The organism is Streptomyces ziwulingensis (assembly GCF_039542605.1).
Taxonomy (GTDB): domain Bacteria; phylum Actinomycetota; class Actinomycetes; order Streptomycetales; family Streptomycetaceae; genus Streptomyces; species Streptomyces ziwulingensis.
The window spans coordinates 109,103-134,923 of sequence record NZ_BAABIG010000024.1; the positions used below are offsets into that span (position 1 = coordinate 109,103).

The 25,821-nt window shown below is 74.3% G+C and carries 19 protein-coding genes; 6 read left to right on the forward strand and 13 right to left on the reverse strand.

Translation table 11 applies throughout. From position 1 onward, the window contains the following. Positions 1–46: 46 nt before the first annotated feature. The 5 genes from ABEB00_RS14200 to ABEB00_RS14220 all read right to left on the reverse strand — a co-directional run bounded on the left by ABEB00_RS14200 (position 47) and on the right by ABEB00_RS14220 (position 4,975). Complete coding sequence (locus ABEB00_RS14200; protein WP_345619914.1) at positions 47–1,549, reverse strand: sialate:H+ symport family MFS transporter; 1,503 nt, start codon at positions 1,547–1,549, stop codon at positions 47–49. 107 nt (positions 1,550–1,656) lie between these two features. Then, positions 1,657–2,586: a dihydrodipicolinate synthase family protein gene (locus ABEB00_RS14205; protein ID WP_345619915.1), complete on the reverse strand. Its 930-nt coding sequence runs from the start codon at positions 2,584–2,586 to the stop codon at positions 1,657–1,659. Positions 2,587–2,814: 228 nt separating this feature from the next. After that, complete coding sequence (locus ABEB00_RS14210; protein WP_345619916.1) at positions 2,815–3,384, reverse strand: snapalysin family zinc-dependent metalloprotease; 570 nt, start codon at positions 3,382–3,384, stop codon at positions 2,815–2,817. Positions 3,385–3,662: 278 nt separating this feature from the next. Beyond that, on the reverse strand, positions 3,663–4,454 hold the full coding sequence (locus tag ABEB00_RS14215) for a PepSY domain-containing protein (protein ID WP_345619917.1): 792 nt from the start codon (positions 4,452–4,454) through the stop codon (positions 3,663–3,665). Between the two features lie 155 nt (positions 4,455–4,609). After that, positions 4,610–4,975, reverse strand: coding sequence for a transglycosylase family protein (locus ABEB00_RS14220; protein ID WP_425586492.1), 366 nt, complete (start codon positions 4,973–4,975; stop codon positions 4,610–4,612). A 166-nt stretch (positions 4,976–5,141) separates the two neighbouring features. On the opposite strand from ABEB00_RS14220, the gene ABEB00_RS14225 reads away from it, so the two are divergent. From ABEB00_RS14225 to ABEB00_RS14235, 3 genes are all read left to right on the forward strand, one after another. Continuing rightward, positions 5,142–5,678, forward strand: a complete 537-nt coding sequence (locus ABEB00_RS14225; RefSeq protein ID WP_345619918.1) for a cysteine hydrolase family protein — start codon at positions 5,142–5,144, stop codon at positions 5,676–5,678. A 157-nt stretch (positions 5,679–5,835) separates the two neighbouring features. Further along, the gene (locus ABEB00_RS14230) at positions 5,836–6,588 is read left to right on the forward strand and encodes a sulfite exporter TauE/SafE family protein (protein WP_425586493.1); all 753 of its coding nucleotides are present in this window, start codon (positions 5,836–5,838) and stop codon (positions 6,586–6,588) included. 82 nt (positions 6,589–6,670) lie between these two features. Beyond that, on the forward strand, positions 6,671–7,858 hold the full coding sequence (locus tag ABEB00_RS14235) for a cytochrome P450 (protein WP_345619919.1): 1,188 nt from the start codon (positions 6,671–6,673) through the stop codon (positions 7,856–7,858). Here the strand turns inward: ABEB00_RS14235 and ABEB00_RS14240 are convergent. Further along, entirely contained in the window at positions 7,822–8,763 is a 942-nt protein-coding gene (locus ABEB00_RS14240) for an AraC family transcriptional regulator (RefSeq protein ID WP_345619920.1), read from the reverse strand. The two genes, ABEB00_RS14235 and ABEB00_RS14240, sit on opposite strands and share 37 nt — an antisense overlap. A gap of 134 nt (positions 8,764–8,897) precedes the next feature. Between ABEB00_RS14240 and ABEB00_RS14245 the strand changes: the two genes are divergently transcribed. Continuing rightward, on the forward strand, positions 8,898–9,728 hold the full coding sequence (locus tag ABEB00_RS14245) for a siderophore-interacting protein (protein ID WP_345619922.1): 831 nt from the start codon (positions 8,898–8,900) through the stop codon (positions 9,726–9,728). Between the two features lie 229 nt (positions 9,729–9,957). On the opposite strand, the gene ABEB00_RS14250 is transcribed toward ABEB00_RS14245, so the two are convergent. From ABEB00_RS14250 to pgm, 4 genes are all read right to left on the reverse strand, one after another. After that, the gene (locus tag ABEB00_RS14250) at positions 9,958–13,218 is read right to left on the reverse strand and encodes a family 78 glycoside hydrolase catalytic domain (protein WP_345619924.1); all 3,261 of its coding nucleotides are present in this window, start codon (positions 13,216–13,218) and stop codon (positions 9,958–9,960) included. 43 nt (positions 13,219–13,261) lie between these two features. Then, positions 13,262–16,678: a glycosyl hydrolase gene (locus ABEB00_RS14255; RefSeq protein WP_345619926.1), complete on the reverse strand. Its 3,417-nt coding sequence runs from the start codon at positions 16,676–16,678 to the stop codon at positions 13,262–13,264. 283 nt (positions 16,679–16,961) lie between these two features. Beyond that, on the reverse strand, positions 16,962–19,553 hold the full coding sequence (locus ABEB00_RS14260; RefSeq protein WP_345619927.1) for a glycoside hydrolase family 127 protein: 2,592 nt from the start codon (positions 19,551–19,553) through the stop codon (positions 16,962–16,964). 279 nt (positions 19,554–19,832) lie between these two features. Beyond that, complete coding sequence (pgm, locus tag ABEB00_RS14265; protein ID WP_345619929.1) at positions 19,833–21,473, reverse strand: phosphoglucomutase (alpha-D-glucose-1,6-bisphosphate-dependent); 1,641 nt, start codon at positions 21,471–21,473, stop codon at positions 19,833–19,835. 122 nt (positions 21,474–21,595) lie between these two features. On the opposite strand from pgm, the gene ABEB00_RS14270 reads away from it, so the two are divergent. Next, positions 21,596–22,105: a molybdenum cofactor biosysynthesis protein gene (locus ABEB00_RS14270; RefSeq protein ID WP_345619931.1), complete on the forward strand. Its 510-nt coding sequence runs from the start codon at positions 21,596–21,598 to the stop codon at positions 22,103–22,105. Between the two features lie 39 nt (positions 22,106–22,144). Here ABEB00_RS14270 and ABEB00_RS14275 read toward each other — a convergent pair whose 3' ends face one another. Next, a complete protein-coding gene (locus ABEB00_RS14275; protein ID WP_345619932.1) occupies positions 22,145–22,585 on the reverse strand; it encodes a hypothetical protein in 441 nt (146 codons plus the stop codon). Positions 22,586–22,831: 246 nt separating this feature from the next. On the opposite strand from ABEB00_RS14275, the gene ABEB00_RS14280 reads away from it, so the two are divergent. Beyond that, a complete protein-coding gene (locus ABEB00_RS14280) occupies positions 22,832–23,443 on the forward strand; it encodes a hypothetical protein (protein ID WP_345619933.1) in 612 nt (203 codons plus the stop codon). Between the two features lie 64 nt (positions 23,444–23,507). On the opposite strand, the gene ku is transcribed toward ABEB00_RS14280, so the two are convergent. Then, the gene (gene ku / locus ABEB00_RS14285; protein WP_345619934.1) at positions 23,508–24,644 is read right to left on the reverse strand and encodes a non-homologous end joining protein Ku; all 1,137 of its coding nucleotides are present in this window, start codon (positions 24,642–24,644) and stop codon (positions 23,508–23,510) included. Positions 24,645–24,794: 150 nt separating this feature from the next. Next, positions 24,795–25,781, reverse strand: a complete 987-nt coding sequence (locus tag ABEB00_RS14290; protein ID WP_345619935.1) for a hypothetical protein — start codon at positions 25,779–25,781, stop codon at positions 24,795–24,797. Positions 25,782–25,821 lie beyond the last annotated feature (40 nt).

Sequence of the window (25,821 nt, forward strand, 5' to 3'; positions counted from 1 at the left end):
GTCCCGGTGCGCGTGCGTGCGCTCCGGTGACCGCGGGGCGTCCCCGTCAGGGCGTGGGCCGGCGGTCGGGCGGGGGCCGGCCCTGGTCCTCGGGCGCCGGAACCTCGTGCGGGCCGGTGACCGCCGCCTCGGCGGCGAGGTGGTCGGGGACGGCCGCCGGGTCGACGAGCCGGTTGAGCCTGCTGGGCACGTCGAAGCCGATCAGCACGATCACCACCAGGGTCAGGGTGGAGGTGAGCACGGCGAGCGACTGGCCCAGGGACATGGACGACGCGAGCCGGGCGCCCAGCACCGGGGCCACCGCACCGCCCAGCGCGCCCACGTTGTAGGTGAACCCCAGCGAGGCGGCGCGCGTCTCGGTCGGGAAGTGCCCGGCGATGTACCTGGGCAGCAGCCCGGAGATCCCCTGCATGCAGGCGAGCATCAGGAAGAGCAGGACGCCCAGCACCAGCAGGCTGTCCCGGACGGCGAAGACCGGGAAGACGAAGGCGATACCGACCAGCAGGGTGCAGCCGTACGCCTTGCGGGTGCCGAACCGGTCGCCGAGGAAGCCCGCGACGACGCAGCCGGCCATCGTGCCGAACCCGGCCCAGTACAGGGTGTCGCTGACCTGCCCGGGGGTGAAGCCCAGTTCGGTCTTGAGGTAGGTGGGCAGCAGGGCCTGGACCGGCCAACTGTAGAGGAAGGCGCAGAAGACGGTGACGCACAGCGCCACCAGGAGCAGCCACCGCCGGCGGCCGCCCAACTGCACGGCGAACGCCACCAGGCAGCCCGCCGCCACGACGGAGAGCGCGGGCACCATGCCCGCGCCGAGCGGGGTGAACACCGCGAAGAGCGACGCGGTGGCGACGACGGCCAGCACGGTGTTGACCGTCGCCCGGCGGGGGCCGGCGAACAGCGGCCGGAAGGGGTTCGGCCGCTCGCCGGCGTCGCCCACCCGCTCCTGCCAGTCGTCGGCCTCGGGCAGGCTCCGGCGTACCCAGAGCGCCACGACCACGGGGAACAGGCCGAGGTAGAACAGCCAGCGCCAGCCGTGGCCGGGCACGACGTGCTCGTAGACCTCGGCGGCGAGCACACCGCCCAGCGAGAAGCCGGAGATGAGGAACCCCGAGGCGCGGTTGCGCAGCCGGGCGGGCCAGCTCTCCAGCACGTAGGTGGCGCTGGCGCTGTACTCCCCCGCCATGCCCAGGCCGATCAGCAGCCGGGCGGTGAACAGGCTGGTGTAGTTCCAGGCGAAGCCGCACGCGAAGGTGCCCACGGAGTACAGCAGGATGCTGGCCACCATGGCGCTCTTGCGGCCGAACCGGTCGCCGAGCGCGCCGAGGACGGCGCCGCCCAGCCAGCGGGTGATGAAGGCGCCGGACACCAGGCTCGCGGACTCGACGGTGGACAGGCCGAAGTCGGCGGCGATCTCGGTCAGGACGAGGGTGATCAGGACGAAGTCGAAACCGTCCAGGAGGTAGCCGATCCAGGCGGCGAAGAAGGCTTTCCACTTGGCCCGGGTGATCTCGCGGTACCAGGGCGGGGCTGACGGGGAGGGCGGCGGCATGGCGGGTCCTCTGCGGGTGACGGGTCGCCTGCGGACGGGGTGCGGTCGGGCCGCCCGCGGACGGGGTGCGGTCGCGTCGGGGCCGGGCGGGCCCCGCCCCGGGGGGCTCACAGCAGCCCGGCCTCGGCGAGGTGGGTGCGGACCCGGGCCACGGCGGCCTCGTCCAGCGGGACCTGCGGGGCGGCGGTGGCGGGGCAGTCGAGGAGGCCGAGGAGGTGTGCGGCGGCCTTGAAGGCGCCGAGCGCGGAGGAGCCGGCGCCCATCCGGGCGGGGTCGCCCGCCTCGGTGAGGGAGAACAGGGCGGCCAGCCTGTCCTGTTCGGCGCGGGCCGCGGGCCAGTCCCCCGCCCGCGCGGCCTCGTACAGGCGGACGAACCCGGCGGCGTCGACGTTGCCGAGACCGGGCACCACGCCGTCGGCGCCCGCCAGCAGGGCGCCGTCCACGGTGAGTTCGGAGCCGGTGAGCACCGAGAAGCCGCTGGTGGTCCGGCGCAGGGCGAGCAGCAGGCGGCGCAGGGAGCCCTCGTCGCCGCTGGAGTCCTTCAGCCCGGCGAGGGTGCCGTCGGCGGCGAGGTCGAGCACCAGGCCGCGGGGCAGCTTGGTGTGGACGGCGACCGGGATGTCGTACGCGAACAGCGGCAGGCCGGCGCCGGTGCGCAGGCGCCGGAAGTGGTCGGCGACCTCGACCGGGTGGGTGCGGGCGTAGAAGGGCGCGGTGGCCACGAGGGCGTCGGCGCCGGCTCGGGCGGCGTCGGCGGCCCGGGCCAGGACCCGGGGCGTGCTGGTGTCGATGACACCGGCCAGTACCGGGACCCGGCCGGCCGCGGTGTCCACGGCCGTCTCCAGCGCGGTCAGCCGCTGGGCGTCCGTCAGGTGGGCGGCCTCCCCGCTGGAGCCGAGCAGGAACAGGCCGTGCACCCCTGCCCCGATCAAGTGGTCCGTGAGCCGCCGCATCGAGTCGGCGTCCACCTCCCCCGTCGGCGTGAGGGGGGTGAGGACCGGGGGGATGACGCCGCCGAGGGGCGCGGGCAGAGGCATACGGTCTCCAGGTGGTGCGCGGTGCGGGGCGGGCGAGGGGGAGAACCGATCGGGCCGATCGGTTCGGCTCGGGCGGATCAGGCGGATCAGGCGGCATGCGGACGGGGCGGGTGTGACCCCGGCGTCCTGATCCTTCCCCTCGACCGCCCCGTGCCGACGCCCGGCATTCGCGTCAACCGTCGGCGGTCACGACCGTGGACCGGCGCCGGTCCACGGTCGTCCGCGGGTTCAGTCCACGAACAGGGAGTCCCGCGCCGACGGGCCGGTCCGCCCGGTCAGGGCGGCGCCGAAGTTGTCCTCCACCTCGGCCCGTTCCGCCGCGTCCGGGTAGGGGTTCGTGCACGCGGTGCCCGCGGCGGAGCCGGACATCAGCTTCGAGCAGGGGCCGGGCTTGCGGTCGGGCAGACCGAGGATGTGGCCCAGTTCGTGGGCGGAGATGCGGATGGTGTCGTAGCCCTGGTCGACGGCCTGCCGCCCGATGTAGACGGTTCCGTTGCCCAGTGAGGTGGTCTGGGCCCGCGGCCACCCGTTGTCCGCGAGGACCCGTATGTTGGCGCGCTGACCGGTCGTCACCGGGCGCAGTTCGACGGCGTCGACGCTCTCGTTCCAGATGGCCGCGCCCCGGTCCACGGCGGACCGGAACTCCGCGGTGGCGCTCGCGTCGTAGGTGACGACACGGGCGGCGGCCGAGGTGTGGCCGGCGGGGGCGGACGGGGCGGCCAGGGCCTGGCCGCTCGCCAGGGGGAAGGTCACCACCAGGGCGGCGGTGAGCCCGGCGGTCAGAGTACGGACGTGCATGGTCGACCTCCTTGTGGGGGAAAGGCAGTCGTGCGCATGACATTCCAGGGCTCCCTGCCCGCCACAGGGGAACGCCAATCCCTCAATCCGGGGCGCCGCCTTGCGCCGGGGGCGGGGGCCACGGGTTCCGGCCGCCTCGTACGCCGACCGGCCGGGCCACGGCGAAGAGGGCGGCCCGGCGGCCGCCGTGGGTACGGCACCGGAACTCGCCCTCGCCTCCGCCCGCGGGTCCCGTCCGGTCCGCGCGGACGCGGGCCGGACGCCGACTCCTCGGCGGGTCAGTCGCGGTCGACGTCCTCGCTGAGGATCTCGCCGTTGCTCGCGTCGATGTCGTAGGTGGTCTTGTTCCAGTTGCCGGTGGTCACGACGTCGACGGACCAGACGAGGGTCTGCGCGTCGTTCTGGTCCAGCTCGACCGCGGTGACGGTCCCGTCGGTCTTGTCGGTCGCCGTCTTCGCCGCCTGTTCGGCCGTCCGGTCGGCCTTGCTCAGCCAGTCGGCGACCTCGCTCTTGTCGTCCGCGTCCTGGTCGGAGTCGGCCTGGGTGCGGAAGACCTTGCCGGTGACGGCGTCGACGGCGACCTCGTGCACGGTGCCGTCGGACGCGGCGACCCTGGCCGCCCACATCGGGGCCCCCGACGAGGGGGCGGGGTTCGGGGTGCTGGGGCTCGGCGAGCCGGTCGCGGCGGTGGCCTCGGCCGACACGCTCCGCAGTTCGATCTCGGTGAGCTTGCCACCGGAGACCTCCTTGACGGCCGTCTCGGCCGCCTTGTCCCAGCTCACCTTGGCCTTGGGCACCAGGGCCCGGCGTTCGGCCTGGTCGTCGGTGAGGGACGAGGAGGTGTCGGACGGGCTCGCCGAGCCGGAGGGGCTCATGGAGCCGCCGGAGGGGCTGGCGGAGCCGGCCGACGGGCCGGTCGCGGTGGCCGACGCACTGGTCGGGGCCGCGGCGGCCACGTCGGCACGCGTCGTATCGGCGTCCGAGCAGGCGGTCAGCAGCAGGGCGGACGTTCCCAGGGCACAGAACGCGGCCGCCGTACGGGAAGGGAGTGGACGTCGCACAGAACTCATGGTCTTGTCGTTAACCCGGGCGCCGTCCCGTCACGCGGGCCCGCGCCGGAAACCACCTCAACGGCCGGATGCCGTCGGGCGCGGGCCACCCCGTGCGGGCCGCGGACCGCGTCACCCGGACACCGGTCCGCGGCCCCTGGACACCTCCGCGTCCCTCAGGCGCAGGCCCAGGCCGACATGCCCTGGAGGGCGGCCAGCCGGCGGGCCACCGCGATCTGCTCGCCGCGGGTGGCGAGGTCGGCGCGCGCCGCATACCTCAGCCCACCGGCCGCGGCCCAGCTCGACTGCTTGAACTGCAGCCCGCCGTAGTGACCGTTGCCGGTGTTGGCCCGCCAGTTGCCGCTCGACTCGCAGGCCGCGATGGCGTCCCAGTCGGGGCCGGAGGAGACCGCGGGCGAGGCCGTCGCGGTCGCCGCCGGGGCCAGCGCCAGCATGGCCGTCAGCGCGACCAGAAGGGTCCGGACGCCCGGGAGGACCGCGGGACGGAGCCGCGGCGTCTCATCGTTTCGTGACCACATCATCCAGATCATGCACAGACTGTTGCACGTCGTGACGCCCGGTGGTGACAGGTGAGGCGTTCCCCCTACGCCGGACGGGCGTCACCGGACCTTGACGGCGGTGTCGGCGGCGGCCTCGGCAGACGGCCCCGGGTCGCTCGAACGAGGACGCCAGGGAACCCTGGGAAGCATGAGCAAGACTGCGCTGGTCGTCATCGACATGATCAACACGTATGACCACAAGGACGCCGAACTGCTGCTGCCCTCGGCCGAGAGGGTGGTGCCGGTCGTGACCCGGCTGCTCGCGCGCGCCAGGGACCGGGACGTCCCGGTGATCTACGTCAACGACAACTTCGGTGAGTGGCGCTCGCACCACGGTGAGATGCTGGACCGGGCGCTCGCCGGGCCGCACGCCGGCCTGGTCGAGCCGCTGCGCCCCGACGACGCGTCCCTGTTCGTCGTCAAGGCACGCCACTCGATCTTCTTCGAGACCCCGTTGACGTATCTGCTCCAGCAGCAGGGGATCGGACAGCTCGTCCTGGCCGGGCAGGTGACCGAGCAGTGCGTGCTGTACTCGGCGCTCGACGCCCACATCCGCCACTTCGAGGTGATCGTCCCCCGGGACGCCGTGGCCCACATCCACCGGGACCTCGCGGACGCCGCCCTGCGCATGATGGAACGGAACATGGGGGCGCGCGTCTGCGACAGCGCCGAGCTGTGGGAGTGACCAGGCGCCTGCCACCGGGCGCCGACGCCGGCGCCGGGACACCGGCGCCGGAAGGTCCGCGCCGGGACGTTTCGGTGGGCGCCGAAGCGTCCGCCGGTTAACGTCCGCCCATGTGGATCGCCTCGTACCCCCCGCGCACGCCGTGACGCCGGTGGAGATGGCCGCCGTCCTCCTCTCCGGCGTGGTCGGCGGCGCCCTCAACACCGTCGTCGGTTCCGGCACGCTGGTCACCTTTCCCGTCCTGCTCGCCGTCGGGCTGCCGCCGGTCACCGCGACGGTCTCCAACGCGCTCGGGCTGGTCCCCGGTTCGGTCGGCGGCGCGATCGGCTACCGCCGGGAGCTGCGCGGCCAGCGCCGGCGCGTCCTGCGCCTCGGTGCCTGGGTGCTGCCGGGCGGCCTGGTGGGCGCCGGGCTGCTGCTGGCGCTGCCCACCTCGGCGTTCGACACGATCGTCCCGGTGCTGGTGGGTCTCGCGCTCGTCCTGGTCGCCCTCCAGCCCCTGATCAACGAGCGGGTACGCCGGCGGCGCGGCCGGACCGGCCGCGCCGCACCCCGGGACGGCGGCCCGGCCCTCCGCGCCGGCCTGGCGCTCGCCAGCGTCTACGGCGGCTACTTCTCCGCCTCCCAGGGCACCGTCTACCTGTCCCTGCTGGGCGCGTTCCTCGACGAGCCGCTGCAGCGCCTGAACGCGGTCAAGACCCTGCTGGTGGGCGGCGTGAACACGGTCGCCGCCGGGTTCTTCCTGTTCGCCGCGGAGTTCGACTGGACCGCCGTGCTGCTGGTCGCGGCCGGCTCGGCGGTCGGCGGCCGGACGGGGGCCGGGCTGGGCCGCCGCCTGAGCCCCGCGGTGCTGCGGGGCGTCGTCCTCGGCTGGGGAACGGTCGCCCTGGTCCTGCTCCTGGCCCGCTGACCCGCGTCGCGGCAACACCCCTTCGGCGCCGCCGCACCTCCGCTACGTTCGGTGCCACACGGTCGAGGACGGGGAGGTCCCGGTGCACGACGGTCAAGGATGCGCGCGCAAGGTCGACAGGGGACGCGAGCGGCCGGGGTGCCCGGTCAGCCGAGCGGCCGACGGCACCTGGCAGGTGCACGACTACGAGGTCGCGCGGGCGCTGCTGCGCGGCCCCGGCACCGTACAGGCCGGACTCGGCATCGAGACGGTGGAGAAACTTCCGCCGCGCGTGCGGCGGCCCGTGCTCTACCGGGACGGCCCCGAACACCGCGAACACCGCCGGCAGACCGCGCGCCTCTTCACGCCCCGCCGGGTGGACGAGCGCTACCGCGCGCTGATGGTGCGCATCGCCGAGGAGCGGATGGCCCACCTGTGCGCGGCCGGTGCGGCGCCCCTCGGCGACCTGGCGTTCGACATGGCCATCGGTGTCGTCGGTGAGGTCGTCGGCCTGCGGTACGGCAGGCCCGACATCCGCCGCAGGCTGGAGCGCTTCTTCCCGGAGAAGTTCGGCGAACCCGGCCTGACCAGCGCACGCGGCCTGTACTGGCTGCTGCGGCTGAACACGAACTGGCTCCGCATCTATCTGGCCGACGTCCGGCCCGCCGTCCGCGCGCACCGGCGGCGCCCGCACGACGACCTGATCTCCCACCTCCTCGACGAGGGCTGCTCGGACGCGGAGATCCTGGGCGAGTGCCTGACGTTCGCGGCGGCCGGCATGATCACCACGCGGGAGTTCATCTCCCTCGCCGCGTGGCACCTGTTCACCGACGACGCGCTGCTGGCCCACTACCGCGCGGCCGACGAGGAGGAACGGCTCGCCCTCCTCCAGGAGCTGCTGCGGCTGGAACCCGTGGTCGTGCGGCTGCGCCGGCGGGCCACGGCCGCGCTGGAACTGCCCACCCGCGGCGGACCGGTGGCCGTACGGCCCGGCGAGTGCGTCGAACTGCTCCTCGACGACACCAACACCGACCCGGCGACCGTGGGCCCCGACCCGCTTCTCGTCCGGCCGCGGCGCACGCTGGAGACGGGACCGAGCGGGGCGGGCCTGTCGTTCGGCGACGGGCCCCACCGGTGTCCCGGCGCGCACATCGCCGTCCTGGAGACCGATGTCTTCCTGAGCCGCCTCATGGCGCTCGACGGCATCCGGATGACCACGGCGCCCCGCGTCACCTTCAAGGACGCCATCGGCGGTTACGAGATCCGGGGGCTGACGGTCGCGGTGGGCTGAGCCGCCGCGCCCGCGGGGCCGCCCGGGCACGGGGCCGGCCCCGGCTGCTCCCGCTCGACGGGGAGCCACAGTTCGGCGTCGGCCCCGGTCCCGTCCGGCGAGAGTGTGGTGCGCAGGATCTCGGGGCCGGGGCGGCTGCGGTAGGGGTTCGACGGGAACCACAGCGTGTACACGTCGCTCCAGAGCGCCTGGATGGCCTGCGGCGCCGGCCCCGAGGTGGTGAAGACCGCCCAGGTGCCGGCCGGGACGGCCAGGGTGTCCGTGCCCTCGGGCGGCTCCTGGGAGGTGATCACCCCGTGGTAGTAGTCGAGTTCGGTGCCCTCCGCCCGGCTCGGGTCCAGGCCGTCGCAGACCGCGACGGTCCCGCGCGGCTCCTGGTCGGAGAGTTCCGCCAGGCGTTCCAGGGTGGCCGGTTCGATGCTCCGGACGAAGTCGACGAGCGCCTGGTTGGGTCCCAGGTGCACCAGGGGTACGCGGGCCCTGGGGCCGGCCACGGTGAAGGCCGGCCGGTCCACCACGCGGTAGCGCATGCTGCCGGCCCCCTCGACGGTCAGGCGGAAGGCCATCCGGGGCTGGGAGGCGAGCGTGGCGCCGGTACGGCGGGCGGCGCCGGGGCCGACGCCGTGCATGGCGCGGAACGCCCGTGCGAACGCCTCCCCCGAGCCGTAGCCGTAGCGCACCGCGATCTCCAGGAGCGTCCGCTCCCCCGCGAGCACCTCCGCGCCCGCCACGGTGAGGCGGCGGCGCCGGACGTACTCGGAGAGCGGCATGCCCGCCAGCGCGGAGAACAGCCGGCGCAGGTGGTACTCCGAGGTGGCCGCGACGCGGGCCAGTTCGGCCGGGTCCACCTGCTGGTCGAGCCGTTCCTCAAGGTGTTCCAGAGCCTGGTTGAGCCGGTTCAGCACACCCCGTCTCCTTCCTGTGCACGGTTCGCCGCGCCGGGCGGGACCCCGAGGGGGCGGATGCGGCATTCTCCACCGGTCCGGGTCGTGGCGTACACCCGATGGAACGCCGGGTTTGGTTAGGCTAACCTTCCCCTGTGGCGAAGATCCTCAGACTGATGCCGAAGCACCCCACCCTGTTCCGCGGCGAGGTGGTCAGGAGCGTGCGCCTCTCCCCCTCGATGCGGCGCGTGACCGTGACCGGGGCCGAGTTCGCGGACTTCTCGTGGCAGGGCTACGACCACTGGTTCCGGCTGTTCCATCAACTGCCGCACCAGGACGGGTTCGAGCTGCCCCGGCTCGCGGGCTCGAAGTGGTGGGAGCCGTACTTCGCCCTCCCCGAGGACGTGCGGCCGCACTGCGCCAACTACACGGTGGCCGACTTCCGCGCGGACACGGCCGAGCTGGACATCGACTTCGTCGTGCACTGCGGCCCGACCGGCGAGCCCGAGGGCGACGCGGCGATCTGGGCGTGTGCCGCCCGCCCCGGCGACCCCATGGCCCTGCTCGACCAGGGGCTCATCTTCGACTGCCCCGGTGACGCCTCCGAGGTGCTGGTGATCGCCGAGGAGACCGGTCTGCCGGCGACCGCGGGCATCCTGCGCTCGCTGCCGCGCGACACGGTGGGACACGTCATCCAGGAGGTCCCGGTGGCGGGCGACCGTCGTGACCTCGACGCCCCGGACGGCGTCCGGGTGACCTGGGTGGTCCGGGACGACGCCACCGCGGTGCCGGGCGCCGCCGCACTGGAGGAACTCCGCCGCCGGGACACGGTCGACGCGTCCGGCTACGCCTTCGTGGTGGGCGAGTCGACGCTGGCCACGGAGGGCCGCCGCCATCTGCACCGGGCGGGACTGCCGAAGGACCGCATCACCTTCTCCGGCTTCTGGAAGCACGACCGGGCCCACGACCGGGTCAGGACGGCCTGACCTTCTGGCCCGCTGGCCCTCTGGCCCTCTGGCCTTCTGGCCGTCCGGGATGGCCCGGCGGTGCGGGTCGGCGTCCCGGGGCGCAGGTGGCGGCGCGGCCGTCCCTTGCCGCGCCGCCACGTCCCTGTACCTTCCCGCCGGGTGCGGGTGCCCCGGGCCCGCCCGTACACACCCCTCTCGCGCCGGACTCCCCGGATTGCCGGCCGGCACGAGAGCGCGTGCGCGCGGCTCAGGCGCCGGGCATCGTGGAGCGGAAGCTCCACCGGCCGGAGCCGACCTCGTAGACCGCTTCGGAGCCCCGCACCCGCAGCAGCTCGGCTCCGGAGGCGGCGGTGGGCCGGCTCCCGTCGGTGGGGACGTGGATCTCCGCCGTGGAGCCCGCCGGGACGTCGACGGTCAGCCGGAACCGTCCGCCGTCGCGTTCCCAGGAGGTACGGGCGGTGCCGAACGGGGTCCGGTACGAGCCGGACGCCGAGGTCAGGTCGCCCTCGACGGCGGGATCGACGAGCAGCTCGGAGTAGCCGATCGAGTCGGCGGTCTGGTCGAGGCCGGCGACCCGGGTGGTGAACCAGGAGTCGATGGCGCCGAGCATGAAGTGGTTCTGCGACTGACCGGGACCGCCGTCCCAGGACTCGCCGAGCGTGGTGTTGCCGGCCTCGACCTGGTAGCCGTAGCTGGGGCTGGTGGTCTGGGTGGCGATCTCGTGGACGATGTCGTCCCGGCCCGCGGCGGAGAGCACGCGGAAGGCGGACGGCAGGGAGATCTCACCCAGCAGCAGGTGGTACCCGGCGCTCTCGACCGCTCCGGTGAAGTGGGCGAGCAGGCGGTCCCGCTCCCCCGCCGGGTAGGCGCCCATGTCGAGGGCGAGCGCCTCGGCGCCCTGTCCGCCGCCGCCGAAGGTGCCGGTGGCGGTGTCGTAGTACTTCGCGGCCAGGGCCTTCGCGCTCTCGTCGGCCTTCGCCCGGTAGTCGTCGGCCGCGGCGTCGTCGCCGAGCAGGCCGGCGATACGGGCGAGCGCGTCCACGACCCGCCAGTAGCCGTAGGTGCCGGCCACCGCGCGCGGGAAGGTGCGGTCCGGGGTGAACCAGTCGCCCAGGCCGTAGTCGAGGACGCCGCCCGAGACCTGGGTGCGCAGGAAGGCCGCGTACTCCTTCATGCGCGGGTAGTACGTCTCCAGCGTGTCCTTGTCGCCGTAGGTGGTGTAGAGCTGCCAGGGGACCAGGACGAAGGCGCCGCCCCAGTTGGATTCGTTGCGGTAGGAGCCGGGCAGGCTGGTGTACTCCGGCACCGTGCTCGGGATCAGCCCGTCGGCGTCCTGCGCGTCCGCCATGTCACGGACGATCTTGCGGAGGTACGCCTCCATGTCGAAGTTGCCGGCGAGCGCGGGGAAGACCAACTGGTTCTGCTCCAGCCAGCCGAGCTTCTCCCGGCTGGGGCAGTCGGTGAGGACGCTCATCATGTTGCCCTCGATGGACCGGCGGATCAGCCCGTGGATGTCGTTGATGAGCGGATCGGAGCTGGTGAACTCGCCGGCGGAGGCGTTGGCGGTGCGCAGGACCTTGCCGCGCACGGAGACCTTCGCCCCCTCGGGGACGCCGCGCAGCTCCAGGTAGCGGAACCCGTGGTAGCTGAAGGACGGGTGCCAGGTGGCGGTCCGCCTGCCCGCGGTGGTGTAGCTGTCCCACAGCGGGCCGCCGACGTTGCTGATGGACTGGAAGGCGTGCCCGTCTTTGAGGCTCTCGGCCGGGTAGACGCGGATCGCGGTGCCGGCCGGGGCGCTGACGGTGATCTCGGGCCAGCCGGCGATGTTGCGGCCCAGGTCGAAGACGCGGCTGCCCTCGGCGCCGTCGACCTCCGTGCTCTTGAGGGTCTCGACGACCTCGACGGGCTCGGTCTCCCGGGCGCTCAGCTCGGCGGGGTCGGCGGCGGTACCGGGCGCCGCCGCCGTGACGGCCCGGTCCCAGCCGCGCCGGTCGCCCCGGGGCTCGTCCCAGTGCGGGATCTCCCGGCGGGCGTCGTAGTCCTCGCCGCCGTACCAGTTGGAGGACGTGGTCGGGCCGAGCGTGGTGCGCCAGTCGTCGCCGCTGGTCAGGTTGCGGACACTGCCGTCCGCGAGGGTGACCTCCAGGCGGGCGATCAGCTTGGGGTCGCTGATGTTGCCGTACAGCTTGCGGTAGCGGTCGGCGGTGCTGACCACGTTGGCCATGCCGTTGCCGAGGGCGACACCGAGGGTGTTGGCGCCGCGGCGCAGCCGGTCGGTGACGTCGTAGGTGGCGTACTGGACGCGTTCGGTGTAGTCGGTGTTGGCGGGTTCCAGCACCGCGTCACCGAGCCGTTCGCCGTTGACGGTGGCGTCGTAGACCCCGAGCCCGGCCAGGTACAGGCGGGCGCCGCGCACCCCGCGCGGCAGCGTGAAGTCGTCGGCGAGCAGCGGAAGTCCGGAGGGCAGGTACGGCTTCGGCGGCCGCTGCCCGGTCACTTCGCGCAGGGTGGTGAACGGGCCGGTCGCCGCGTCGCCGGCGGACACCGCGTAGTCGACCGGGAAGTGCGGGACGCGGCCGTCGTCGGTGAGGACGTCGGCGCGGGGGTGGAGCGCCACCTCGTCGAAGGTCTTGGCGGCCTTCAGGTCGAGGGTGAGGGTGACGGGCGTGCCGGAGACGTCCGCGTTCGGGTGGGCGGCGCTGGAGTAGCCCGCGGCGGTCTGCAGGGCGCTGTTGGGCAGGCCGTCGACCGCGAGGGCGGGTTCCCAGGTCTTGCGGAGGGTGTTGGTCTCGGAGGCGGTGACCGCGGCGCCCCGGGCGAGGCCGGTGGCGGAGGTCTCGGTGTCCCGGACGTCGATCTCGCCCAGTTGCAGCCGGTGGGTGAGGCCGGGGAAGTTCTCCGCGAGCGGCAGGCCCAGCTTCGTGACGTCCAGACGGACGTAACGGGCGGTGGTGCGGGGCACCTTGACGACGACCGGCTCGACGGTGCGCTCGCTGAGCCGCCAGTCGGAGTTGGTGATCCAGTCGGCCTCGCCCCAGTCGGACCGCCGGGTCAGGCCGGTCTCGAAGACCGCGGGGCCGCTCCAGGCGGACTGCTCGCGGCCGCCCCGCGGCCAGAGTGTGACCCGCCAGTACACCCGGGTGCGGGAGCCGAGCGCGCGGCCCGCGTACGTCGTCTCCGGAACGCCGGAGGCGACCTTGCCGGAGTCCCACAGGTCGGGGCGGCCGGAGCGCAGCCGCGCCTTCGAGGTGGCGGCCTGGACGCGGTAGGCGGACTGGACGGCGTTCGCGGTGCGGGCGGTGGCGCCCCAACTGAGGACGGGGGTGGTGTCGTCGATGCCGAGCGCCTCGGTCAGGTGCTGGGTGCGCAACCCGGCCGGGGTGATGGCGGTGCCGGCGGAGGCGTCGGCGGTGACCGCGCCGGCCAGCACGGTGGCGAGCGCGGTCACGGCGGCGGCCGGACCCAGGGCGGGCCGGCGGCCGCCCCGGAGCGGGCGGGGTCTGGGCATGGGGCTCCTCGGAACGCGGGTGCGGGTGGCGGTGGCGGAGTGGTCAGACACGGGTGAGTCCGGCGGTGACCCGGCGCTTGAAGCGGAACGTCACCGGGCCGAGCAGGCCGGAGGGGAGGGGTTTGTTGCGTTCGTTGGAGAGCGTGTTGGCGACGCGGACCTCCAGCTCGTTGCGGCCGGGGGTGAGGACGCCGGTCACGTCGACGACGAACGGCGCCCACAGCAGCGGCTCCAGCGCGGTGCCGTTGACCGTCACGGACGCGATGTCGCGCACCTCGCCGAGGTCGAGCAGGACGCGTCGCCCGGTGAGCCGGGAGCGGTCGACGTCGACGGTGGTGGTGTAGGTGCCGCTGCCGGAGAACAGGGGCTCGTGCGCGGTCCAACTGCCGAGCGGGCCGGTGACGGGGGTGGCGCCCGCGTGCTCCAGGGTGAGGGTCCAGTCGCCGGTGACGGGCAGGGCCGCCAGGTCGTCGGTGACCCGGACCGTGCCGCGGTAGGTGCGGGTGCCGTCGGTGCCGGTGAGGCGGTGGACGCCGGGCGCGCCGGCCTCGACGGTGGCGCGCAGCTCCCGGCCGCGCTGTTCGACGCCGAGGACGGGCAGCGGCGCGTCGGTCAGGTGCGGGGCGGTGCGCCCCGAGCGGCGGACCACGACGATCCGGGTCTCGTACGGTGCGAAGGTCAGCGGCACGTGCAGGCCGCGCCTGGTGCTCCGGTGCACGGGGGCGGGCGCGGTCTCGCCGGTCGCCGGGTCCCAGAGTTCGGGGGCGCCGGTGGCGGGGAGGACGGCGGTGGTCGCGAAGGCCTCGGCGCTCTCGTTGTTGAGCAGGAACGCGGTGTCGGTGCCGCGGGTCACGCGCAGGACGCGGACGGCCTCCCGCGCGGGTTCGAGGACGGCGGCGGCCGCGCCGGCCTCGTGCGCCGCCGCGCCGAGCGCCGCCACGTCGGCGACGCGGACCGTGTGGCCGGTGCCGAGCCGGCGGCTGCCGGGGACCTTGTCGCCGAACAGGTCGGACAGCGCGCGGGCCAGGGAGCGGTCGTTGCCGTCGGCGTCGTCGGCGGGCAGCGGGCCGACGGCGACGACGGTGCCGCCGGCCCGGACGAAGGAGCCGAGGGCGCGGACGCCGGCCGCGTCCAGGGTGGGCGTCAGGGGCAGGACGACGAGGTCGTAGCGGGCCTCGCCGACGACGAGCCGGCCGCCGCGCACCGAGGCCTGGGCGAGCAGGTCCTCGTCGCCGGTGAGGGCGCCCTCGTGCAGGAGGTCGAAGTCGACCTGGGCGCGCTCCAGGGCGTAGGCGGCGTCGGAGAGCGCGCCGTCCACCTCGCCCTGCCGGTCGGTGCCGGACCACTGCTCGGCGGCCCGCTGCGGCTGGAGCAGCGCGGTGCGCGCGGCGGAGGTGCCGCGGGCGGCCTCCATGACCCGGCCGATCCACTCCGCGAGCGGCTTCATCCCCCACCACCAGGGGGCGCGGGGTCCGAAGGGCGGCGGGAAGTAGACGACCTTCTCGTCGGTCCACAGGGCGTGCAGCACGGTCAGGTTGACGCCGCGGGCGGCCTGCGCGCCGACGGTGGCGTGCACGAAGGACGGCGTCACCTGCCAGCCCATGTTGCCGAACATCTCCATCAACGCCCGCTCGCGGCCCATCTGGTGGGCGACGGAGACCGGGTTGCGGGGCAGCATGGTCTGCTCCCCGGCCACGTACTCGGCGGTGATGATGTCGCCGCCGGGGACGTGCGCCCACTGGTTGACCTTGTGCAGGTCGCCGGTGGTGGGGACGCGCTTGGCGGGGGAGGTCTCGTCGTAGAGCGGGTTGGTGATCAGGGCCACGTCGCGCTGCTCGTACCAGCGGGCCTGCTTTTGGAAGTACTGGGCGAAGCGGTTGGAGACCGCCTGCCAGTAGCGGCCCCGGGCGATCCGGCCCTCGCGTCCGAGGTCGTCGAAGGCGCCCGCGTAGGCGACACCCGGTGCCACGCCGACGTCCCGCAGCGCCTTGTCCAGGGTGGGCGACCAGGGCAGCCGCTTGAAGTGGGCCTCGGCGGAGGCGAAGAACGGCTCGTCGTCCCAGAAACCGGGTATGACGTTGCCGAAGTACCGCTTGAAGCGGCGGTGGTACTCGCCGGGGACGATGTCGAGGAACAGCTCCACCGGCTCGTCGTCCAGCAGGTCGACGTAGGAGCGGCTGTAGCCCTGGGTGTCGTCGATCAGGGGGGCGCCGCCGAAGAGGTCGACCTGCCAGCGTCCGGCGGGGACCTGCCAGGTGTGGCCGCCGGCGAGCCGCTTGGTCAGGTCGGTGACGTCGGCCGCGTCGGTGGAACCGGCGGGGCGGGCGGCAGCGGCGGCGGCCGGGACGGGGAGGGAGGCGCGGTCGGGGAAGTCACCGGCGGCGGCGGAGTCGTCGAAGGCCGAGGTGTGGAGCGCCGTGCCGTCCGCCGCGGTGACGGTGAGGGTGTCCCACAGGCCCCGCTCGTCGCCGACCGCCCGCACACCGGCGCCGCCGGTCGGGTACCGGTCGTCGGTGACGGTGCCCTTGTCCTTGCCGTCCAGGGTGACCGAGAGGGAGCCGCCGCGGACGGTGACGGCCACGGTGTGGAACTTGGTCTTGTTGAAGCCGTCGGTGCGGGTGCTGCGGGCCAGTTGGACCGGGTCGGCGTCGCGGGCGAGGCGGAGCACGGTGACGACACCGCTCTGGTCGAAGGTGACCGCGTAGCCGTCGAGGCCGTCGGCGGCGGCGCGGACGACCAGGCCGGCGCCGGTGTGGTCGGCCTTGGCGCTGCCGGTGACGGTGTAGTCGGCCCACTCCTCGCCGCCGCGCAGGACGGCGGCGCCGGCGAGCACCGCGGCGTCGGCGACCAGGGCACCGGACTGCACGCCGACGCCGGTGCTGCGGCGCAGATCGAGCACGGCCGGGCCCTCGACGACGGTGGTGGACCGCCACAGCGCCTTCAGGCGCAGGTCGGGGCGGGGCCGGTAGGTGCGGGAGCCGACCGTGCCGCCCTGGACGATGTACTCCCCCGCACGGCCGCTGGGGAAGTGGTCGTCGTTGAAGAGCCACACCCGCATGCCGGTGCGCTCGGCGGTGCGCAGGACGTGCCCGACGATCTCGAACCAGCCCTCGGTGAAGAAGGCGGGCCGCATCGCCTCGTTGTCGAAGGAGAAGAGGATGACCTCGTACATGCCCTTGGAGCGCAGGTCGGCCATCTGGCTGTCGACCAGTTCGGGGGTGACGGGGCCGTTCCAGTACCAGTAGACGGTGGGGCGGCTGTCCCGGGGCGGGTCGGTGAAGGCGCGGGCCGAGAAGGCGGCGGTGGTGGCCGCGCGGGAGCCGGTGGCCGGGGCGGCGGCGTGGGCGGCGGTCGCGGGCAGTCCCGTCACGGCGACGGTGCCCGCGGCACCGGCGGCGACCACGAAGCGGCGTCTGGACAGGGCGCTCTCGGACGGGGAGGCGGGCAGCGGCTCGGGCATGGCTGGTCCTTCTTCTGTGTGCGTGGCTGTTCCCGGCCCGGGGGCCGGTGAGGCTGCGGTGACGGGTATGGCGGGCGTGACGTGTGTGAGGTGTATGGCGTGCGTGACGGACAGCGGGTAGGGCGGGCCCGACGTGTCACGCGTGAGTCCCGTGCGGGGCGGCCCCTCCCCGGCCCGGGGCCCCGGTGCGGGCGCGGGACCGGGTGCCGCGCACCGGTGGAATCCGGTGCGCGGGCAGGGCGGGGCGCGGGAGCGGGGCGGTGGGTACGGCGGTGGCCGGCGGTCAGCCGGCGGCCAGTCGGGCCACCTCGGCGGCGGAGAGCGCCCGGTTGTGCAACCGGAAGTCGCGCACGGCGCCGTGCAGGTAGGGGTGGGTGGCGTTCTGCGAGCGGCCCAGGTAGTTGCGGCTGGTGGCGCCGAGCAGCAGGGGGCCGGAGACCATGGCGGGGTTGCGGCCGGACTCGGCGCCGTCGAGGTACAGCACACCGGTGCCGCCGCCCAGGGTGAGGGCCACATGTGTCCAGCGGCCGGCCTCCAGCGGACCGGCGGCGTCGATGTGGTCCTCCGTCTCCATGCCGGCGATCTTCAGCGCGGCACGGGCCCGCTTCGCGCCGGTGGTGGCGGCGAGGAAGAGGTAGGTGTCCTTGTGGTAGCCGAGATCGAAGACGCGGGCCGAGGCGGCCAGGGTGTCGACCCGTACCCATACGGAGACCGTCAGCTCGGCCAGCCCGCTCGGCAGTCCGGCCGGGAGGACGAGGTGGCCGCCCTGCCCGTCCAGCGCCACGGCGGATCTCCCGGCGTCCCGGGTCCAGACGGCGCCGGCGCTCAGGCCGGCGTCGGGGAAGGCGCCGGTGGTGTCGGCGGCCGCGGTGCCGGTCCCCTCTCCCAGCGGGTAGCGGACCACCTCCCGTTCGCGGGTGCGGCGCGGGGTCACCGCCCAGTAGACGTTGTAGCGCTGGTGGTGCACCTCGTGGAACGGCCGCAGGGTGACGCGGTGTTCGCCGGTGAGGGCGGTGAAGACCGCGGGGCCGCCGGCGGCCGGGCGCAGGGTGGCGGGGCGGATCGCCGGCAGGGTGGCCAGTTCGGTGTCGCCGTACTCCCCCGCCAGGACCAGCGGACCGTAGGACAACGATGTCACCTGCGGATTGTCGGGGGCGGGCCGCCAGACCGGCTCGCGTGGCAGCACGAGTTCCACGGTGTCCCCGGTGTGCCAGAGACGGTCCACCGTGGCGTACCTGCCCGGCCGCGGACGGGTGGTGACCTTCGCGCCGTTGACCTTGAGGACGGCGTTCCCGCCGGAGTCCGCCGCCCATGCCGGGACGCGGATCTTCAGCGCGAAGCGCGCCCGGCCGCGGGTGACCGTGAGCCGGGTCCGGTCGGTGGCCGGGTACCCGGTCTCCTGACGGATCGTCACACCCTGCTCCGCCCAGCGCACTTCGGAGGGGAGGAAGAGGTTGACGTACAGGGCGGGCGCGTGCGGGGCGCGGGAGCGGAAGTAGACGGAGTCGGCGAACTTGGTGTGGGTCTCCAGGCCGGTGCCGTGGTCGCAGGAGAAGTTGTCGTAGTCGCCGCTGTAACTGCCCGGCGCCGCGCCGAGTCCGCCCTTGGGCTCGCGCCGCGAACCGGCCCACAGCCCCGTGTAGTAGGTGACGAAGCCGTGTGCGGAGTCGGGGTCCTGCTCGGCGAGCATCTGGTTGTACAGGGTCCACTCGTAGTGGTCCATGTACTCGGCGCGCTCGGGCCGGTGCAGGAACAGCTCCCGGCCCAGCTTGAGCATGTTGTAGCTGTTGCAGTTCTCGCAGGTGACCTCGGAGAGCCTGCTGACGATCTCGCCGGGCGGACCGAAGAGTTCCTGGTTGGAGTTGCCGCCGATGGCGTACGAGTGGTGGCGCGCGACGGTCGTCCAGAAGGTGTCGGCGATGGTGAGGTACCGCCGCTGCCCGGTCGCCTCGTAGCTCGGCACGGTACCGACGATCTTGGCGATCTCGGTGTTGGCGTGCCGGCCGGCCAGTTCGTCGCGTCCGGCGGCCAGCGGGGCGTACAGCTCGTCGTGGTCGAAGCGGAGCGCGGTGCGCAGGTGGGCGGGGTCGCCGGTCTCCAGGTAGAGGCGGCTCAGCACGTCGTTCATGCCGCCGAACTCCACCTTCAGGACCGTCTGCATCCGCTCGCGGGACAGCGGCGCGGTGCGCGCCTCGGTCCAGGCGGCCATCCCCAGCAGGACCGTCAGCGCTTCCTCGTTCCCGCCGAGCCGGTACTGGTCGAGCAGCCCCGCCATGATCTTGTGCAGGGTGTAGTACGGCGCCCAGGGCTTGCCGCCCGCCTCCAACTGGTCGAAGACGGACTCGGGGAAGGCGGAGAGGTAGCCCGGGGAGAAACCGGCGGCGGGCGCGGCCCGCTGGCACTCGGCGAGCGCGGCGACCAGCGCGCGGCCCTTGTCGGCGTAGGCGGTGTCGCCGGTGGCCGCGTGCGCCTGGGCCAGCGCGCTGAGCAGGTGGCCGGTGGTGTGTCCGCGCAGTTGGACGTCCGGCGCCTCCCAGCCGCCGCAGGGCTCCGCCGCGGACGGCAGGCCGGCGTTGCGGCGGAAGGTGTGCAGCAGCCGGTCGGCGTCCACGAAGAGCAGGTAGGCGCAGGTGCGGCGCATGTTGGCGAGGAACGGGCCGTCGAGGAGGCGCACCTCGGACAGGCCGAAGGGGGCGAGGACCGGGCGGCGCTCCGCCGCGGACCCGGCGGCCGGGGCGTCGGCCGGGTCCGCGGCGGGCCCGGCGGCGGCCGACGCCCCGGCGGGGGACGGCAGGACGGTGACGGCCGCCGCGGCGGACGCGGCGGTGAGGACGCCCCGGCGGGAGGGTCCGAGGGGTTCGCGGTGTGCGGACAACGTGCCGTGCTCCTTCGAACGGACAGCGCAATCTTCGAAACGTTGAAACGTTTAAGTTCGTCGCCGGAGACGGTAAGTGGGGGCACAAGAAGCGTCAAGAGTTCGCACAGAGAAAGATCAAGTGGGAGCATTTCATAGCTGGTCAGGGCGGTGCTGACGATGCCACAATTCCGGCCTCGGGGAATGCGAGGCGGATTGAATCGTTCAATGAACGCACGTGAAAAGGCGCCGCCGACGGTGCCTGGGCACGGTCGGCGGCGCCGTTCGACGCGGGCGGGGTCAGCCGGTCAGGGCGGCGAGGACGACGTCCTTCGCCTCGTCCTGCACCTGCTTGAGGTGGTCCGGCCCCCGGAAGGACTCGCCGTAGATCTTGTAGACGTCCTCGGTGCCCGAGGGGCGGGCCGCGAACCAGGCGTTCTCGGTGGCCACCTTGATCCCGCCGATGGCCGCGCCGTTGCCGGGCGCCTCGGTGAGCACCTGTGTCACCGGCTCCCCCGCCAGGGTGTCGGCGGTGACCTGCGCCGGGGACAGCTTGGCGAGGCGGGCCTTCTCCTCGCGGGTGGCCGGGGCGTCGATGCGGGCGTAGGCGGGGGCGCCGAACCGCTCGACGAGCGCCGCGTAGTGCTCGGAGGGGGTTTTGCCGGTGACGGCGGTGATCTCGGAGGCGAGCAGCGCCAGGATGATGCCGTCCTTGTCGGTGGTCCACACCGAACCGTCCCGCCGCAGGAAGGACGCCCCGGCGCTCTCCTCGCCGCCGAACCCGAGCGAGCCGTCGACCAGCCCGTCCACGAACCACTTGAATCCCACGGGTACTTCGACCAGCGGGCGGCCCAGGTCGGCGGCGACCCGGTCGATCATGCCGGAGGAGACCAGTGTCTTGCCCACCCCCGCACCGGCGGGCCACCGGTCGCGGTGGGCGTACAGGTAGGAGATGGCGGTGGCGAGGTAGTGGTTGGGGTTCATCAGCCCGGCGTCCGGGGTGACGATGCCGTGCCGGTCGGCGTCGGCGTCGTTGCCGGTCGCGATGTCGAACCGGTCCCGCTGCGCGATGAGCGAGGCCATCGCGTACGGCGAGGAGCAGTCCATCCGGATCTTGCCGTCCCAGTCCAGCGTCATGAACCGCCAGGTGGGGTCGGCCAGCGGATTGACCACCGTCAGGTCGAGGCGGTGCCGCTCGGCGATCCGGCCCCAGTAGGCCACCGACGCGCCGCCCAGCGGGTCGGCGCCGATGCGCACGCCGGCGGACCGGATCGCGTCCAGGTCGAGCACGGCCGGCAGGTCGGCGACGTAGGTGCCGAGGAAGTCGTAGCGGCCGGTGCCGGGCGCGGCGAGCGCCTTGCGGTACGGCACGCGCCGGACGTCCTTCAGCCCGGCCGCGATGATCTCGTTGGCGCGGTCCTGGATCCAGGAGGTGGCCGCCGAGCCCGCCGGGCCGCCGCTGGGCGGGTTGTACTTGAACCCGCCGTCGGCGGGCGGATTGTGCGACGGGGTGACCACCACGCCGTCGGCGAGGCCGGAGCCGCGGCCCCGGTTGTGGGTGAGGATGGCGTGCGAGACCGCCGGGGTCGGCGTGTAACCGTCGCCCTCGTCGATCAGTACGGTGACGTCGTTGGCGGCGAACACCTCCAGGGCGGTCACCCGGGCCGGCTCCGACAGCGCGTGGGTGTCGGCGCCCAGGAAGAGCGGCCCGGTGGTGCCCTCGGCCTTGCGGTACTCGCAGATGGCCTGGCTGGTCGCGGCGATGTGGTCCTCGTTGAACGCCGCGTTGAGCGACGAACCGCGGTGCCCGGACGTGCCGAACGCCACCCGCTGGTCCGGCTCGGCCGGGTCCGGGTGGAGCGCGTAGTACGACGTCACCAGCCGGGCGACGTCGATCAGGTCCTCGGGTCCGGCCGGCTCACCGGCTCGGTCGTGCTGCATGCGCCCACTCCTCCGCGTCGAAATCGTGTCTGGCTCGCGGTCCCATCTTCCCCCGGACCGGCGGTGACCTGCCCTTCGGCCGGGGCCGGGCTTTCCGGGAGCCACGGCGTAGGGTGAGCCGGGTGAGCGAGGTGGAGGTACGGCAACTGCTGGTGTCGTCCGCGCACCGGCTGGCGGGGCGCCCCTCGGACGGGCCCGCCCCCGGTCCGCCGGACGAACGCGTGGAGCGGGTGGAGGTGCGGCGCGGCCTCGGACTGGTCGGCGACCGCTACTACGCGCGGCCGGCCCATCGTGACGCGGCGGTGACCTTGATGGCCGCGGCGAACCTGCCCGTGGAGATCGACCCGGCGGCCGATCTGCGGCACACCCGGCGCAATGTCCTGCTCGAAGGCGTCGACATCGACTCCCTCGTCGGCGCGACGATCGCCCTGGACTGCGGTAGCGGTCCGGTGGAGTTCGCCGTGAACCGGCCCGCGCGTCCCTGCGCCTGGATGGACGTCACCATCGGCCCCGGCGCGCAGCGCGCGCTGCGCGGCAAGGGAGGGGTGCGGTGCACGCCCCTCAGTGACGGGGTGCTCGCGCTCGGCCCGGCGACGTTCCGCGTGCTGCGCGGGAAGGCCGCCGGGACCTGAGCGTCGATACCGTCGCCCGGCGCAGATCCGTCGCCCGGCTCAGATCCGCCCGCCGGTGAGCTTGGTCAGGGGACCCTGGGGCTGGCGGCCCGAGCGACGGCCGACCGCGTAGGACGCGGCGGTCAGCGCGGTCACGCCCGCGCCCACGCCGGCGGCGATGAGCTTGCGGTTGGCGATGACCGTCCAGGCCGTCCTGGCGGCGCCGGCGACCTGTCCCGAGGTGGTGATGATGGCCTGCCGGCCGACCTCGACGCCCTTGGCCGCGCTCTGCGCCGCACCCGCGGCCGCCCCGGCCGCGCGCTCCGTACCGGACCGCGCCGCTGACGCCGTGTCACCGGCCTTGCTCGCGGCCGCACCGGCCGCGCTCTTCGCGGCGTTCGACGCGGGAGCGGTCGCCTTGTCGGCGCCCTGACGGGCCTTGGCCGCGGCCGTGGCCGCCGCGCCGGTCTTCTTGTCCGTGTCGTTGTTCGAATCAGTCATGGACACCGGTTTGCCCCTCACCGCGCGGACAAACGCCCGCCCGGCCGACTGTTTCGGCCGCTGATCGACCGCTGTTCGGCCGAAACCTGACCAGAAGTCGGCTGGACTGCGAAGTGCCCGCACCAGACGGGTAGTTGTGCTTCGTACTTCCGTACGGGCGAGGAGCGGGGGGGGGCGGCTCCGGTGACATCGTGGCGCAGTACGACCGGACCGCGTGAGTCGCGGCGGGCCCGACGGCGGCGGGCGGTGCGGCGGTTGCGTGCGCAGGGGCGCCACGGGCCGGAGTTGCGCGAGGTGTTGCCGGCACTGACCGGACTGGTTCTCGTGGTGTGCGCCGCGGTGGCGGGGCTCGCGGCGGGCTACCGCGTCCTCGGTGCCGGTGTGCCGTCCGCCGCGCTGGCGGTGGTCGCCGGGGCCGTCGCGGTCGGCGTCCGGCAGGGCCGTCCGGGGGCGCGGCGCCGCCGGGGCCGCTACACCGCCGAGGAGATCGCCGGGCTCGACGCGGAAGGGCTCGCGCTGGCGGTCGCCCGCATGCTGCGCCGGGACGGCTGGTCGGTCCGGCCCCCGTCCGGCGGACGGGTCCGGCCCCATCTGCGGGCCCGGGACGGCCGGGGGCGGTCGCTGGAGGTGGCGTTCCGTCCCGTCGCCGAGCCACTGCCCGACGAGGACCCGCCCCCGGCCCGCCGGCCGGGCGACGAACCACCGGTACGCCTGGTCGTGCACCGCGGCACGTTCGGCGGCCGGGACGTGCGGTGGGCGCGGACGCGGAGCGGCACCCGGCTGATCGACGGGGTGCTGCTGCGTCGTTGGGCGGAGGGAGAGCCCTTGGAGCGGGTGATCGACCTGCGGTGCGGGTGAGGGGGTCTGCGGTGAGCGGGTCCGCGGCACGTTCGCGGGTCGCACCGACGCGTCGGCGTGGGTGTCAGGCGGCGCTCTTCTTCCTCCCGCCGCCCTTGCCGGTCAGCGCTTCGATCAGCTCTTCGCGGCTCATCCGGGAGCGGCCTGCGACCTCCCGCTCGGTGGCCCGCTGGTACAGCTCCGTCTTGTTCATCCGGCGGAGTTCCGCCTTGCCCTCGGTCCTCGGCTTCTCCCGTCCCCGCGCCCGGCGCCGCGCGGAGGACGGCTCACGGGCGGAGGACGGCTCACGGGCCGGTCCCGAGGGCCGCGCGTCGGCGCCGGCCCCGGCCTCCCCCTTGGCCTCACCCTTGGTCTTGGTCTTGGCCTTGGTCCTGGCCTCGGCCTTCCCGGCGGTCTTCTTCGCCGGCCCGCGTCCGGTGGCGTGGGCCGCCTGGTCGAGGCTGCCCTCCAGGACGGCCATCAGGTCGACGACGTCGGTGGCCCGGGGTGCCTCCTCGGCCGCCGCGATCTCCCGGCCGGCCGCCTTGTCCCGCACCAGGTCGCGTACTTTCTCCTGGTAGGTGTCGTGATACCGGTCCGGCTCCCAGGGCCCGCTCATGGTGTCGATCAGCCGCACCGCCATGTCGAGTTCCTTGCCGCGCCCGGCCCGCTGTTCGGGGAGATCCGGCAGTTCGCCGCCGGGGTCGCGCACCTCGTCCGCCCAGTGCAGGGTCTGCAGGACGAGCAGTTCCTCCTCGGCGCGCAACACCGTCAGGTACTGCTTGGCGCGCATCACGACCGTGGCGACACCGGCCTTGCCGGTGTCCGCCAGCGCCGCGCGCAGCAGCTCGTACACCTTCTGGTACTCCTGGCCGCGCGGAGCCACGTAGTAGGTGCGGCCGAAGTACACCGGCTCGATGGCGGCGAGGTCGACGAAGTCGGTGATGTCGATGGTGCGGGAGCGGCCGGGCGCGATCGCGTCCAGTTCGTCGGGTTCCACCACGACGTACTCGCCCTCGCCCAGCTCGTAGCCCTTCACGATGTCCTTGGGGGAGACTTCCTCGCCGGTGCGTTCGTTGACCCGCCGGTTGCGGATCCGGTCGGCGGTGTCGCGTTGCAACTGGTGGAAGTGGACCGTGTGGTCCTCGGTCGCGGTGAACAGGCCCACCGGCACGCTCACCAGCCCGAAGCCGATGACGCCGGTCCAGATCGCGCGTGCCATGGCCGTCCGCTCCTCTCCGTCGGCCCCGCTCCCGGACCCGCCGTGTGCCGGGCCCCCGGGTGCCGCACCGACCACGCTGGCACCACGGGGGCCGGAGCGCGCGCCGGGCACCGGCACCGGCACCGCGGGGCGGGTGTCAGCCGGGGACGGTCACCGCCCGCGGGGCTCCAGGCGCCGTACCGTTCGCTCGGCCTCGCGCGTCTCCTGCTCGGCCGCGGTCCGCTCCTGTTCGGCGGTGTGCCGGCTCTCCTCGGCCCGCCGCTGCTCACGGCGGGCCTGCCGGGCCTCCTCGCGGGCCTCGCGCAGTTCCCGTGCCGCGGCGGCGACCCGCTCCTCGGCCGCCTCCCGGCGCTCGCGCGCCCGGCGCAGGACGGTGTCCGACGCGGATTCCTCCGTACGGGCGGTGGTCAGCCGCCGAGTGGCCGTCTCGGCACTCTCCCGGGCCCGGGAGAGTCGCTCCTGCCGTGCCCGGCGCCGCTCGGCCAACTCGTCCCCGGCACGGGGCGCGGGGCCGGTCCGCTCGTCCCCGGCACGGGGCGCGGGGCCGGTCCGCTCGTCCCGGGGTTCCGGGGTTTGCGCGGCCCGTGGCTTCCGGGGCCGTGCCGGGTGCGGCGCGGTGAGGTCGCCCGCGGGGAACACGGACGGCGGGGTGAGGGCGACGTGCAGGCGGCCCGTCGCCCACCGGTCGGCGGCCTCCTGGTCGGCCAGTACCGCGCTCAAGGTCGACTCGACCTCCTGCCGGACCGCCGCCGAGAGCCGCTGTCCCCGTTCGTCGGCGAGTTCGGCGGCCTGCCGGGACAGCGCGGTGACGAGGTTGCGCCGCGCGTTCAGGGACTTCAGCTCGACGGCGTCCAGGGTGCGGTACGCCTCGCGCAGGGCCCGCCCCAGCTCCAGCAGCTCCGCCGCCTCGCGCGGCCGGGAGCGCAGCAGCAGGTTGGCCGCCCAGGCCGCCAGGGTGGGGCGGCGGGCGGCGCGGAGCCGCCGGGCGTCGTCGCCGCGGCCCGCGCTCCTGGCCTCGGCGGCGAGTTCCGTACGGCAGGTGACGAAGCCCGGCGGCGGGGTGGTGTAGAGCGCGTCGAGCGCCGTCTCCACGTCCCTGTCTGCGCCGTCCGCGCGGCGCGCACTCCTGCGCTGCACGGTGACCAGCCTCCACCGGGCCGGGCGGCCGCGCACGCCG

What these genes read in the sequence shown, in the direction of transcription:
- ABEB00_RS14200 (WP_345619914.1), bottom strand. Translation starts at nt 1,549, where the DNA reads ATGCCGCCGCCCTCCCCGTCAGCCCCGCCCTGGTACCGCGAGATCACC.
- ABEB00_RS14205 (WP_345619915.1), bottom strand. Translation starts at nt 2,586, where the DNA reads ATGCCTCTGCCCGCGCCCCTCGGCGGCGTCATCCCCCCGGTCCTCACC.
- ABEB00_RS14210 (WP_345619916.1), bottom strand. Translation starts at nt 3,384, where the DNA reads ATGCACGTCCGTACTCTGACCGCCGGGCTCACCGCCGCCCTGGTGGTG.
- ABEB00_RS14215 (WP_345619917.1), bottom strand. Translation starts at nt 4,454, where the DNA reads ATGAGTTCTGTGCGACGTCCACTCCCTTCCCGTACGGCGGCCGCGTTC.
- ABEB00_RS14220 (WP_425586492.1), bottom strand. Translation starts at nt 4,975, where the DNA reads ATGATGTGGTCACGAAACGATGAGACGCCGCGGCTCCGTCCCGCGGTC.
- ABEB00_RS14225 (WP_345619918.1), top strand. Translation starts at nt 5,142, where the DNA reads ATGAGCAAGACTGCGCTGGTCGTCATCGACATGATCAACACGTATGAC.
- ABEB00_RS14230 (WP_425586493.1), top strand. Translation starts at nt 5,836, where the DNA reads ATGGCCGCCGTCCTCCTCTCCGGCGTGGTCGGCGGCGCCCTCAACACC.
- ABEB00_RS14250 (WP_345619924.1), bottom strand. Translation starts at nt 13,218, where the DNA reads ATGCCCAGACCCCGCCCGCTCCGGGGCGGCCGCCGGCCCGCCCTGGGT.
- ABEB00_RS14255 (WP_345619926.1), bottom strand. Translation starts at nt 16,678, where the DNA reads ATGCCCGAGCCGCTGCCCGCCTCCCCGTCCGAGAGCGCCCTGTCCAGA.
- pgm (WP_345619929.1), bottom strand. Translation starts at nt 21,473, where the DNA reads ATGCAGCACGACCGAGCCGGTGAGCCGGCCGGACCCGAGGACCTGATC.
- ABEB00_RS14275 (WP_345619932.1), bottom strand. Translation starts at nt 22,585, where the DNA reads ATGACTGATTCGAACAACGACACGGACAAGAAGACCGGCGCGGCGGCC.
- ku (WP_345619934.1), bottom strand. Translation starts at nt 24,644, where the DNA reads ATGGCACGCGCGATCTGGACCGGCGTCATCGGCTTCGGGCTGGTGAGC.